This window comes from uncultured Corynebacterium sp. (assembly GCF_902782855.1).
Lineage (GTDB): Bacteria > Actinomycetota > Actinomycetes > Mycobacteriales > Mycobacteriaceae > Corynebacterium.
Window position 1 is genome coordinate 1 of record NZ_CACZOO010000291.1, and the last position, 11,895, is coordinate 11,895.

The following is an 11,895-nucleotide window of genomic DNA, read 5'->3' on the forward strand; positions in this document are numbered from 1 at the left end:
GGGAGGTCCTCGACACCGTCGCCGAATTCGACTGGCGGTTGTTCACCCGGTACCCGGGCCTCGACCGGACCTTCGGCACCTTCTCCGGCCTGCTGAGGAGAATATGGCCCGACTCCCACCGGATCCTCGACCGACTGACCGCACTCGGCTACACCCGGCAGCAGGTCGTCTTCGCCGTCTCCCACATCAGCGCCCTCACCATCGCCGCGTCCGCCCGACTGCACCGCCGCGCCGCGGAGATGAACCGGCCGGCCGGCGCCGACCCCGCGCCCCGGACGTTCCGTGCGTCGGGTGTGGAGATCACCGGTACCGGGGACCTGACCGCGGCGTCCCGCCGCCACTGGCGGCAGTGCGTCGACCTGTTCCTCGACCAGCTGGCGACCCTCGACGGAGACTGGCCGGAACAGTCCGTCTCGGACTGAGCCCGGGTCAGACCCCGCGTCCACCGTCCCCGGTGCCGGCCGCCTATCCTGGTGTGCATGAGCGTCGCACCACCGGTCTCCCCCGTCCCCACCCCCTATGAGGACCTCCTCCGTGAGATCCTGGCGCACGGCGTCCACAAGGACGACCGTACCGGCACCGGCACCCGCAGCCTGTTCGCCCGCCAGATGCGCTTCAGTCTGACAGACGGCTTCCCGCTGATCACCACGAAAAAGGTGCACCTGCACTCCATTGTCGGCGAACTGCTGTGGTTCCTCCGCGGCGACTCGAACGTCTCCTGGCTGCACGAGAACAACGTGAGCATCTGGGACGAGTGGGCCGACGGGTCCGGCGAGCTCGGCCCGGTGTACGGCGTCCAGTGGCGCAGCTGGCCCACCCCGGACGGTCGGCACATCGACCAGATCACACGCGCCCTGGAGACACTGAAGAACAACCCGGACTCCCGGCGCAACATCGTCTCCGCCTGGAACGTCGCCGAACTGGAGAACATGGCTCTACCGCCGTGCCACCTCCTGTTCCAGCTCTACGTCGCCGACGGGAAGCTGTCCTGCCAGCTGTACCAGCGCAGCGCGGACATGTTCCTCGGCGTTCCGTTCAACATCGCGTCCTACGCCATCCTCACCCACATGTTCGCCCAGCAGGCGGGGCTGGAGGTCGGCGAGTTCGTGTGGACCGGCGGCGACTGCCACATCTACGACAACCACGTCGAGCAGGTCGAACTGCAGCTCTCCCGGGAAGCGCGGCCCTACCCCACCCTCCGACTCCGCCGGGCCCCCGACCTCTTCTCCTACGGTTTCGACGACATCGTCGTCACAGGCTACGACCCCCACCCCGGCATCAAGGCCCCGGTGGCTGTCTGATGGGCACCGCGGAAAGCAGGGCCACCTTCGCCGCGCGGCCGCAGATCACCCGGGCCGACCTCCCCGACTTCCCGGCCGACGTGGAGATCGGCATGATCTGGGCCCAGACCACCGGCGGTGTCATCGGCGACGGCGACGACATGCCCTGGTACCTGCCCGAGGACCTCGCACACTTCCAGTCCTCCACCATGGGGACACCGGTGGTGATGGGGCGCGTGTCCTGGGAGGCACTGGACCCGCGGTTCCGCCCGCTGCCCGGCCGCGACAACCACATCATCACGCGGGACGCCGACTACGACGCTCCAGGGGGAACGGTCCACACCTCCCTGCCGGACGCCGTGCTCGCCGCCGGACGCGCCGCGGTGGACACCGGGGCGTCCACCGTATGGATCCTCGGCGGCGGGCACGTCTACCGGCAGTGTGTGCGGGTCGCCGACCGGGTCGTCGTCACCGAGATCGACTGCGGTGCCCCCGACCGGTTCCGGGTCTATGCTCCGGACATGCGGGTCGAGCCGGGTTTCACCGCCCACGACGGCCCGTGGCTCACCTCCGCACGGGGCACCGCCCTGACCGGGGAGCATCCGGTCCGCTACCGGATCTGCGACTTCACCCGGGACCGTTCCTGACCCTGTCCACTCTCTTTCCACCCGTCGCCCCGTACCCGGCCGCGTCGCCGGCTCCTGAAAGGACCCCGTTATGGCGGACTCACCCGTCGTCACCCTGTACACCACCACCTGGTGCCCGTTCTGCTCGTCACTGGTCGACAGTCTCGACCGTTCCGGCACCGGCTACACCCGCATCGACGTCGAGGAGGACGCGGACGCCTCAGCCTGGGTCGAATCCGTCAACAACGGCAACCGGGTGGTCCCGACCGTGAGATACGCTGACGGCTCCTACGCCACCAACCCGCCGGCCGGTCAGGTCCGACGCCGTGTCGCAGAATTGACCGGGGACGCCAACTGACCGGGGACCGCAACTGATCTGCACTGCGGGGGGTTGTGCATATTTCCGACAGTATCTCGTTACGCAGCTTTATGGTCTGACCACTGCAGATGTGCCGGGGAGCACCCCCTGTGGGGTTCGCGTCGCCGCACGTCACACAATTCCACGGGGGTGGAGCGAACCGCCCGGGGGGCGATTTTCCATTTATTATTGAAATGACTTCGCACACTTCTGTAACTTATCTCCCATCCGCAGCACGTCTGTGACAGCTGTCACTCAGTACCCCCTCCGGTACCTCCCCACGACTCAGGGGGCCGTGCGCGCGACATGCTCGATATCCGTCAAGTCAAGGGATCACCGAACACGAAAGGGAGCCCATGTCGACACCCGACCCCCGGCACACACCAACTGCCGAGGAATTCATCGCGACTCAGCAGAGTGCGGAGTTCCGGGAGCTGCGCAACAAGCGCCGCGCCTTCACCTTCCCCGTCACCATCGCCGCCATCGTCTGGTTCCTGCTGTACATCATCTTCGCGATGTTCGCCCCGGACGTCTACGCGAACAAGATCTGGGGGAACATCAACCTCGGCATCATCCTGGGTCTGCTGCAGTTCGTCACGACCTTCCTCATCACGTACGTCTACGTGAAGTTCGCTGACCGCGAGCTTGAGCCGCGCACCGAAGACATCCGCAACCGCCTCGAGCACACCGGCCCCTACTCCGACACGAAGACTGCGTAAGGGAGCACCATGAACATCAACTACCTCGCCGCAGACGCCGACGCCGGCAACCCCGTACTCAACATCATCATCTTCATCGCGTTCATCGTGGTGACGATGACCATCGTGACCCGGGTCGGCAAGAAGACGTCCTCCGCCTCCGACTTCTACACCGGTGGCGCCAGTTTCAACGGCACCCAGAACGGCCTCGCCATCGCCGGAGACTACCTGTCGGCGGCGTCCTTCCTCGGTATCGTCGGCTCCGTCGCCCTGACCGGTTACGACGGATTCCTCTACTCGATCGGCTTCTTCGTCGCATGGGTCATCGCCCTACTGCTCGTCGCTGAGCCACTGCGCAACACCGGTAAATTCACCATGGCGGACGTACTGTCCTTCCGCCTGAAGCAGCGTCCGGTGCGCCTCGCCGCGTCCTTCGCCACCCTCGGCGTGACACTGTTCTACCTCATCGCGCAGATGGCGGGCGCCGGTGCACTGGTCTCGACCCTGCTGAACATCCACGAGAAATCCTTCCAGGCCCTCATCATTGTCATCGTCGGAGCAGTGATGATCGCCTACGTCCTCATCGGCGGCATGAAGGGCACCACCTACGTCCAGATGATCAAGGCCGTCCTGCTCATCTTCGGCGTGTTCATGATGGTCGTCATCGTCGCCGTGATGGTGAAGGGCAACTTCTCCGAGCTGCTGCAGAACGCGGTTGACGCTCACCGGGACTACAACACCAAACTGGCCGACCCCGACAGCGCTGTCTTCGGGAAGGAACCCGCCTACGATCCCACCGCCATCCTCGACCCGGGCATGAAGTACGGCGCCGACATACAGCACAAGCTCGATTTCATCTCCCTGGGCCTCGCACTCTGCCTCGGCACCGCCGGGCTGCCCCACGTCCTCATGCGCTTCTACACCGTCCCGACGGCCAAGGAAGCCCGTAAGTCCGTGGTCTGGGCCATCGTCCTCATCGGCGCTTTCTACCTGATGACCCTGGTCGTCGGCTACGCCGCCGCCTGGAAGGTCGGCCCGGAGCGGATCAAGGAGGCCGCCGGTGGCGCGAACTCCGCAGCCCCGCTCCTCGCCTTCGAACTCGGCGGTTCGCTCTTCATGGCCCTGATCTCCGCGGTCGCCTTCGCCACCGTGCTCGCAGTGGTCGCCGGCCTGGCGATCACCGCCTCGGCATCCGTGGCGCACGACCTCTACCACTCGGTCATCCGTAACGGCGAGTCCACCGAGGAGGAGCAGGTCCGGGTGTCCAAGATCACCGTCGTCGTCCTCGGCGTGGTCTCGGTGGTCCTCGGCATCCTGGCCATGGACCAGAACGTGGCCTTCCTGGTCTCCCTGGCCTTCTGTGTCGCCGCATCCGCGAACCTGCCGACCATCCTCTTCTCCCTGTACTGGAAGAAGTTCAACACCACCGGCGCTGTCTGGTCCACCTACGGAGGCCTGATCTCCGCCCTGGTCGTCCTGATCTTCTCCGACGCCGTCTCCGGCGCCAAGGGCGCCATGTTCGAGAACGCGGACTGGTCGTTCATCCCGCTGACCAACCCGGCGATCATCTCCGTCCCGCTCGGCTTCGGTCTCGCGGTCCTGGGCACCTACCTGGGCAAGCCCGACCACAAGGAGGCTCTCCAGGCCGAGATGGAGGTCCGCTCCCTCACCGGTGTCGGAGTCGAGGCTCCGGTCAGCCACTAGTCACCGACTCTGCCGGCACACCACCCACACCACCTGTACCGCCCACAGCACCACACCACCTGTACCGCCCACAGCACCACACCACCGCACCACCTGTACCCGCGCTCATGGACCACCGGCGCGCCCCGTGACCCCCGCCCCCACCGGTGCCGGGGGTCATGCCACAGGCGGGGAGTGCCACCACTCGCAGATCAGGACTGTCTGAGGGTGCCCGGTGACACAGGTGAAGACGGTGTGCGGTACACTGACGCGGTGCGCCCCAGTAGCTCAGGGGATAGAGCACCGCTCTCCTAAAGCGGGTGTCGGCAGTTCGAATCTGCCCTGGGGCACAACGTTCGACAGCAGGTCAGAGGGCATTTCGTCACCACGGCGGTATGCCCTCGTCGCATGTCACCGACCACTCCCGCACCTGCGGCGTTCACCCGGTGCACCGCGGCGTCCACGATGCGGCCGGCGACCCGCCTGGCCGTCGAAGGATCACCCAGACCGGCGTTGACGACGACGAGCGTCCTCACGGCTCCTCCCCCGGCAGGCCCGCCGACGGCCCAACGGACCGCAGGCCGTCCTGGAGCGGTTCCGAGGGCACGTTCACCGGACGCCGCGCCTCCAGCTCACGACGCAGCACCGGGACAACCTCGGCGCCGAGGATCTCGATCTGCTCCAGGACCGCCTCCTCGCGAGCACCGCGGCCGTAGTGCTCGAAGCGCTGGTGGTACAGCCGGACCATGCGCCGGGTGTGCTCGATGTTCCAGAAGATGTTGTCGTGGAAGAACCCGTCACCGTAGTGCGCGGCCTGCTCGGCGATCTCCGGGGAGCGGATCGAGCCGTACCACACGAACGGCGGGGCACCGTCGAGGGGACGCGGGGTGGAGGTGAAGCCCTGCAGCGGGGTGCGGAACTCGCCCTTCCAGTTCATGTTCTCCTCGCGCCACAGCCGACGCAACAGGTGGTACTTCTCGACGGCCAGCGGCATGCCCTGGCGGATGTCCCCGCCGAACCACGGGTAGACCGGGCCGGTGTTACCGCGGCCGAGCATGAGGTCGAGGCGGCCCTCGGTGAGGTGCCGGGCGTAGGCGTGGTCCTCGGCCAGGCGCACCGGGCCATTGGCGGCGATCAGGGCGGTGGCGGTGATGCGCTCGTGCTCGGTCGGGGTGCGACCGGTGGTGGGGTCGGTGGTGACGTCGCCGATGGTGAAGATGCCGAAGTCGACGGCCGGATCATGCACCCGCTTAGGTGACATGTCAACTACTTTACGGGCGGCACCTCCGGCCGTTTCGCCCGCACCGTCGCCATCACCCGGTACACCACCTCGATGACCACCGCGCCACCGGCCCCGACCATCGCACCGGTCACCATCAACGATGCGTCCCCCGGCTCCAGCAACACCATGTCACGCACGAAAGGCACCGTGAAGATCACCAGATAGCCGACCACGCAGCCACACAGCAGCAGCACCTTCCACCGGTTCAGCGGACGCGCCACGATCCCCAGCACCCACAGGCTCATGATGATCAACGCCAACAGCACCGCGGTTCCCGCCCGGTCACGCTCGATCTGCGGGGCGTCGCCGCCCGGGTACACCGCGATCCACATCCCGACCGCAATTCCACCGACCAGGAGCCCCGACGGCAACGCCAGTGACAGCACCCGCCTCACGAAACCGTCCCGGGGACGCTCCGTGTTCGGCGCCAACGACAGGATGAACGCCGGGATCCCGATGGTGAACCACCCGACGATGGTGACGTGGATCGGCTGGAACGGGAAGGAGATCCCCAGGATGCCGACCACCAGGGCCAGCACCACCGAGTACACGGTCTTCGTGAGGAAGAGGTTCGCCACCCGTTCGATGTTCCCGATGACACGACGTCCCTCAGCCACGACCTTCGGCAACGCGGAGAACCGGTTGGTCAACAACACCAGCTGCGCAACCGACCGGGTCGCCGCCGAGCCGGAACCCATCGCCACACCGATGTCCGCCTTCTTCAGGGCGAGCACGTCGTTGACACCGTCACCGGTCATCGCGACGGTCCGGCCGGCACGGTGCAGCGACTCGACCATCTGCTGCTTCTGCTCCGGGGACACCCGGCCGAACACATTCGCCCGGGCGATCTCAGCGTCGAAGTCCTTCTCGGACAGGTCGGTGAGCTCGCGGGCGTCGACGGCGACGAGATCACGGTCGGTCGCCCCGGCTGCCACGGCCTTCACCGAGTCCGGATTGTCGCCGGAGATGATCTTCAGGTCGACATTCTGCTCGGCGAAGTAGTCGAGCGTCTCCCTGGCGTCCGGACGCAGCTGCTGACGCAGTGTGACCAGTGCGGGCTCCTGCAGCGTCGGGGCGTCCGCCATGGTGGCGTCCTCCCCCGGCGCGGCGAGTGTCCCTGGGACCCTGCCGAAGGCCAGGACGCGCAGCCCCTCGTCACCGAGCGACTTCGCTGTCGCCGCGGCCTCACTGCCGGGCGCGAGGAGAACGTCCGGGGCACCGAGGATCCAGGCGACGTCGGCGGTCTGCACACCCGAGTACTTGTAGCGTGAGTTGAAGGGGATCTCGGTTCCGGTCAGCGGCTCGGCGGGAATCGCCGCACCGATCGCCTCGGAGGTGTCGTTGCGGTCCTGCTGGGTGGCGACCAGCCTGCCGAGGGCGTCACGGAGCTCCACCGGGGCCTCGGAACCGTCGGCGGCGTGGACCCCGTCCAGTTCCATCTCATTGGTCGTCAGTGTGCCGGTCTTGTCCGTGCACACCGTATCGACCCTGGCCAGTCCCTCGATCGCGACAAGTTCGTTGACCAGTGCCCTGTACCTCCCCAGCCTGACCACGCCGGCGGCGAAGGCGATGGACGTCATCAGCACCAGCCCCTCCGGCACCATCGGCACGATCGCCGCGGCCATCGACAGGATGGACTCCTTCACGTCCGTACCGGAGCGCACCAGCTGCGTCCAGATCGTCAGGACGCCGGTGGGGATCAACAGCCAGGTGATGACCTTCAGAATGGAGTTGATGCCGTTCATCAGCACCGAATCCGTCAATGAGAACTCGCTCGCCTGCGCGGCGAGCCGGGCGGCGTAGGCCTCGTCGCCGACCTTCTCCGCCCGGTAGACGCCGTGGCCGGACGTGACGTACGACCCGGAGCGCAGCTCCTCACCGTCCTCCTTGTGCACCGGGTCAGCTTCGCCGGTGAGTTGCGACTCGTCGACCGAGAACGCGCCGTCGAGCACCGGTCCGTCGACGACGACCTCGTCACCCGACCCCAGTACGATGAGATCGCCCTCGACGACCTCACTCTGGTGGACGGTCAACCGCTCCCCGTCACGCAGAACCGTCGGCTGCGTCTCCCCCACGATTCTCAGACTGTCGAGGGTCCGCTTCGCCCGCAGCTCCTGGATGACGCCGATCGCCGAGTTCGCGATGATGAGCAGGCCGAACGCCGCATTGATCCATGAACCGGTCGACAGGACGATGGCGCACAGGACGCCGAGGATCGCATTGACCCGGGTGAAGACGTTCGCACGGATGATCTGCAGGACGCTGCGCCCCGTGCCCCTGCCGGTGACGTTGACGCGGCCGTCGCGCACGCGCTGCGCCACCTCGTCGGTGGTGAGTCCGGTGAGCTTCTCAGGCACGCGGTCACCGCCCCTCGAACACCGGGGCACGGTTATTGTCACGGGCGTCCCGGGCTTCCCGGACGTCCCGGCTCGCCCAGCAGGCCGCCGCCTCCTCGGTGAGTCCCGGGGCCCCGGGGTGGTTGAGGGCCCTCTTGAACCACGCAGTCGACAGGGGCGCCTGGGCGGCGACGCGGTGGGCGAAAGCCAGGGCGTCCGCAGACGTACCGGACAGGGTGGCGAACCCACAGGTCAGGGCGGCAGTCTGGTCGACCTGGACGCCGGCGACGAGCATGTTGCGGGCGGTCGACCCGCCGAGCAGCTCAACCGCCCGCTGTACGGTCCAGGCGTCCAGGGCGAAGCCGTGGTGGACCGCGGGGATCCAGATCCGCGCGCCAGCCCCCGCCACGCGCAGGTCACAGGCCAGGGCGAGCTGGCAACCCGCGCCGACGGCCGGACCCTGGATGTCGGCGATGACCGGGACCGGAAGATCGGTGACGGTGGTCAGCATGCGTTCGAGCGCTGCGAAGAAATTGTCGGCGTAGACCCCGCCCTTGAGGTTCGCACCGGCACAGAAGGCAGGGCCCTCGCCCCGCAACAGGACCGCACGCACGGCGCCTCCGGAGGTGGCGTCCTCCAGGGCGGTGGTGAGCTGCGTGCACACCTCGGCGTCCAGCGCATTTCTGCGTTCCGGTCGGATGAGGGTGACCACCGCCACCCGCCCGTCGATCTCCAGTGACACCGCGGATTCAGTCATGGGGACCATTGTCCCCCATTCCGGCGATCCGTGTCAGGCAGGGTCAGGCCAGCGGCGTGCCGGATCAGGCAGGGTCAGGCAGGTTCAGGCAGGGTCAGGCCAGCGGCGTGCCGAAGACCGCGGTGCGCGGGTCACCACCGATTCGACCCGCGTAGGCGGTGTCCCCGTCGATCGCGGTGATCCCGGCGATCTCCTCGGCGGTGAGTGTGAACCCGCCGACCGCCGCGTTCTCCGCGACACGCTCCGGGTTCTTCGACCGGGGGAAGACCACGAGTCCCTGGTCGAGGTGCCACCGGATGATCACCTGCGCCGGGGTGACGCCGTGCGCGTCCGCGATGGCGGTCACCGTCGGATGATCGAGGACGCCACGCCCCAGCGGAGACCACGATTCGGTGACGATACCGCGGGCGGTGTTGTCGGCGCGCTGCTCGGGCTGCGAGAAGCCCGGGTGGATCTCGATCTGGTTGACCGCCGGGGTGACGCCGGTCGCGGCGATGATCTCGTCGAGCACCTCGGGGAAGAAGTTCGAGACGCCGATGCTGGTGGTCTTGCCGGCCTCACGTGCGGCGATCAAGGCGCGCCAGGTGTCGACGTAGCGGCCCCAGGGCTGGACCGGCCAGTGGATGAGCCAGAGGTCGACGTGGTCGAGGCCGAGGTTGGCGAGTGAGGTGTCGATGGCGGCGGTGGCCTCGTCGAACCCCTGGTCAGCGTTCCAGAGCTTGGTGGTGATGAACAGGTCGTCGCGGGTGACCTCGCCAGCCTCGATGGCGTCGGCCACGGCGCGGCCGACGTTGGCCTCGTTGCCGTAGCCGGCGGCGGTGTCGATGTGGCGGATGCCGGCGGCGATCGCGGCGCGGGTGGAGGTGTACGCCTGCTCGGGGGTGAGTTCCCACACGCCGAGGCCGAGCTGCGGGATGGTGTGGCCGTCGTTGAGGGTGACGGTGCCGGTCGGAGTGTTCTGCGATTCAGTCATGGTCCCCGTTGTACGCGTCCTCATGTCCTCATGTCCTCATGTCCCCGCGTCCCCGCCGCCGACGTTCGCGTCCCCGAATTCCACCGTCGCCGCCACAGATCAGGCGATCCGGGGACGCGAACTCCGATCGGCACGAGCCGAACGGGGCCAGCCAACCGGCCCCGCCCCTACAGCAGCAGCGGATTCCAGGTGTGCACCGGCGAATCCGTCCGGATGCGGTCCTCATCGGTCCGCTTCCGGCGCGTGCGCGGATACCTCAGGTTGTAGCGGACGGTGTCCACGATCTCGCTCAACGTGTACGTCAGCGTGAAGTCGATGCAACGGTCGGTGTAGGACAGCACGGTCCAGCCGAAACGGGCCGCAGCGTTCTTCTTCCACCGCTCCTTCAGGTGACTGTCCTCCGTCGTGAACGTCCCGCCCTCCCCGTGGTAGGCGAAACTGTCGATCTCGATGACGACGTCCGCATCTGGGATGACGATGTCGAAGCGGTAGCCCTCAACCATTCCGTTGACGGTCACCTCCACGTCGATGCCGTCGAGTGCACCGATGACGGCCGTCACCGCCCTCAGCTCCAGGTGGCTCGCCGTGCCGGTGATCAGGCCGTCGAGCAGCTCCGCCGCCCGCCCCCTCCGCTTCGGGGGGAGCGCGGCGAGATCCTCGGCCAGGACGTCATTCCCTGTGACTCCGCAGTACTGCTCCTGCAGAAATGTCCGCAGGTCAGAATCCGGAAGTGAGAGTTCGACCGCCGTCTCCAGCGGGGATGCCAGGGGGATGTCCCGGAGCACCCTGGACCTGCGGGACGCCCCGGTCGACAGTCTCAGCAGACCGCCGCCGTCGTGGCTGGTTCCCCTCGGCACCTTGGCTGTACCCGGCCAGGAGAGGTCGGTCAGTCCGTAGAGGAAGGCTGCGGTCTCCGCGGTGTAGACCAGGCCCGGTCTGGTCGCGGCCAGGCACCCGAGCCTGATCTCGTCCGTCGGCTCGCGGGTCGACCACACCCCGTGTACGACCTTGAAGAGCTCTTTCTTCTGGACTGCCCGGGTGATCCCGTGCCTGGTCATACCGGCTGCGAGCAGATGGCTCGTACGCCAGAACCGCTTCTCGGTGTTCATGGTTCCCCCATTTCCCCTGTTGTGCTGCGACCCCCCGCAGCTCCGCTCAGATTACGGGACCGCGGGGTATGCCGCCACTCCCTGCCTGACGTGTGCCCGTGCCCCCGGCAACAGCCCTCCGACGTTTGCATCCCCGATTCCCGCCTTCGCTGCCACGAGCTGCTTGATCCGGGGACGCAACCTCCGGGAGGACGCAGGAAGGACGCAGGGACGCTGCGGGGGAGGACGCCACCCTGATGTAGACAATTGACAAGTCGTTGGGTTTACACAACGCTCTGAAGTGTGTACCCAAAGAAGAAGGCTGTGATCCACAACCGGGTCCGGGTGCTGCGCGCGGAACGGGACATGTCCCGGGCACAGCTCGCCGAGCTGACAGGCGTCAACCCCCAGACCGTCGGCGCACTGGAACGCGGGGACCACTCCCCCAGCCTCGACCTCGCGTTCCGCATCTGCGAGGTCTTCGCCCTCCCGGTCGAGGCCGTGTTCAGCCGCACCCCGTTCGGCCCCATGTCCACCGAGATCTACCGGTACGACAGGAAGGAACCCTCATGACCCGCCCCGTCCCCACCGACCATGAGCACCACGGACGCTTCCCCGCTGATGACGAGAATGCCCGCCTTTAGCAGCCGCTACCCGGACCGACAGGCCGAGAAGCGGCGCGTACGCAGCGACAACGTCGCTTACTCACTGCCGACGTGGCGGACACGGAAACGCACCGACCTGCTCATCAGGGTCTTCCTCGGATCGCCGACCTTCGGCCCGGTACCCGCGGCCCCTCCGCAATCACGGACAA

12 protein-coding genes and 1 tRNA gene are annotated in these 11,895 nt (G+C 67.2%); 8 read left to right on the forward strand and 5 right to left on the reverse strand.

Features of this window, described 5'->3' with window-relative positions; translation table 11 throughout:
• The 7 genes from QZV72_RS11870 to QZV72_RS11900 all read left to right on the forward strand — a co-directional run.
• A partial coding sequence (locus QZV72_RS11870; RefSeq protein ID WP_297008735.1) for a hypothetical protein occupies positions 1–422 on the forward strand: 422 nt, incomplete at its 5' end.
• Positions 423–479: 57 nt separating this feature from the next.
• Positions 480–1,301, forward strand: a complete 822-nt coding sequence (locus QZV72_RS11875; protein WP_297008737.1) for a thymidylate synthase — start codon at positions 480–482, stop codon at positions 1,299–1,301.
• Positions 1,301–1,927 carry a dihydrofolate reductase gene (locus QZV72_RS11880; protein ID WP_297008739.1) on the forward strand — a complete coding sequence of 209 codons (627 nt, stop codon included), beginning with the start codon at positions 1,301–1,303 and terminating at the stop codon, positions 1,925–1,927. Before QZV72_RS11875 ends, QZV72_RS11880 begins: the two co-directional genes overlap by 1 nt.
• A gap of 70 nt (positions 1,928–1,997) precedes the next feature.
• A complete protein-coding gene (locus tag QZV72_RS11885; RefSeq protein WP_297008741.1) occupies positions 1,998–2,264 on the forward strand; it encodes a mycoredoxin in 267 nt (88 codons plus the stop codon).
• A 356-nt stretch (positions 2,265–2,620) separates the two neighbouring features.
• Positions 2,621–2,983: a DUF485 domain-containing protein gene (locus tag QZV72_RS11890; protein ID WP_297008743.1), complete on the forward strand. Its 363-nt coding sequence runs from the start codon at positions 2,621–2,623 to the stop codon at positions 2,981–2,983.
• Positions 2,984–2,992: 9 nt separating this feature from the next.
• The gene (locus QZV72_RS11895; RefSeq protein ID WP_297008745.1) at positions 2,993–4,666 is read left to right on the forward strand and encodes a cation acetate symporter; all 1,674 of its coding nucleotides are present in this window, start codon (positions 2,993–2,995) and stop codon (positions 4,664–4,666) included.
• Between the two features lie 256 nt (positions 4,667–4,922).
• Positions 4,923–4,995, forward strand: a tRNA-Arg gene (locus QZV72_RS11900).
• A gap of 182 nt (positions 4,996–5,177) precedes the next feature.
• On the opposite strand, the gene QZV72_RS11905 is transcribed toward QZV72_RS11900, so the two are convergent.
• From QZV72_RS11905 to QZV72_RS11925, 5 genes are all read right to left on the reverse strand, one after another.
• Positions 5,178–5,906: an LLM class flavin-dependent oxidoreductase gene (locus tag QZV72_RS11905; RefSeq protein WP_297008747.1), complete on the reverse strand. Its 729-nt coding sequence runs from the start codon at positions 5,904–5,906 to the stop codon at positions 5,178–5,180.
• 5 nt (positions 5,907–5,911) lie between these two features.
• Entirely contained in the window at positions 5,912–8,284 is a 2,373-nt protein-coding gene (locus QZV72_RS11910; RefSeq protein ID WP_297008749.1) for an HAD-IC family P-type ATPase, read from the reverse strand.
• Positions 8,285–8,288: 4 nt separating this feature from the next.
• Positions 8,289–9,020, reverse strand: a complete 732-nt coding sequence (locus QZV72_RS11915; RefSeq protein ID WP_297008751.1) for an enoyl-CoA hydratase — start codon at positions 9,018–9,020, stop codon at positions 8,289–8,291.
• A gap of 94 nt (positions 9,021–9,114) precedes the next feature.
• Positions 9,115–9,993 (reverse strand): aldo/keto reductase, encoded by an 879-nt coding sequence (locus QZV72_RS11920; RefSeq protein WP_297008753.1) that lies wholly within the window; start codon positions 9,991–9,993, stop codon positions 9,115–9,117.
• A 167-nt stretch (positions 9,994–10,160) separates the two neighbouring features.
• Positions 10,161–11,102 carry a hypothetical protein gene (locus tag QZV72_RS11925; RefSeq protein WP_297008755.1) on the reverse strand — a complete coding sequence of 314 codons (942 nt, stop codon included), beginning with the start codon at positions 11,100–11,102 and terminating at the stop codon, positions 10,161–10,163.
• Between the two features lie 282 nt (positions 11,103–11,384).
• On the opposite strand from QZV72_RS11925, the gene QZV72_RS11930 reads away from it, so the two are divergent.
• Positions 11,385–11,654, forward strand: coding sequence for a helix-turn-helix transcriptional regulator (locus QZV72_RS11930; protein WP_297008757.1), 270 nt, complete (start codon positions 11,385–11,387; stop codon positions 11,652–11,654).
• Positions 11,655–11,895 lie beyond the last annotated feature (241 nt).

Bases quoted from the DNA above. Each gene is read 5' to 3' on its own strand.
- QZV72_RS11905 (WP_297008747.1), bottom strand. From the start codon at position 5,906: ATGTCACCTAAGCGGGTGCATGATCCGGCCGTCGACTTCGGCATCTTC.
- QZV72_RS11920 (WP_297008753.1), bottom strand. From the start codon at position 9,993: ATGACTGAATCGCAGAACACTCCGACCGGCACCGTCACCCTCAACGAC.
- QZV72_RS11885 (WP_297008741.1), top strand. From the start codon at position 1,998: ATGGCGGACTCACCCGTCGTCACCCTGTACACCACCACCTGGTGCCCG.
- QZV72_RS11925 (WP_297008755.1), bottom strand. From the start codon at position 11,102: ATGAACACCGAGAAGCGGTTCTGGCGTACGAGCCATCTGCTCGCAGCC.
- QZV72_RS11875 (WP_297008737.1), top strand. From the start codon at position 480: ATGAGCGTCGCACCACCGGTCTCCCCCGTCCCCACCCCCTATGAGGAC.
- QZV72_RS11880 (WP_297008739.1), top strand. From the start codon at position 1,301: ATGGGCACCGCGGAAAGCAGGGCCACCTTCGCCGCGCGGCCGCAGATC.
- QZV72_RS11890 (WP_297008743.1), top strand. From the start codon at position 2,621: ATGTCGACACCCGACCCCCGGCACACACCAACTGCCGAGGAATTCATC.
- QZV72_RS11915 (WP_297008751.1), bottom strand. From the start codon at position 9,020: ATGACTGAATCCGCGGTGTCACTGGAGATCGACGGGCGGGTGGCGGTG.
- QZV72_RS11895 (WP_297008745.1), top strand. From the start codon at position 2,993: ATGAACATCAACTACCTCGCCGCAGACGCCGACGCCGGCAACCCCGTA.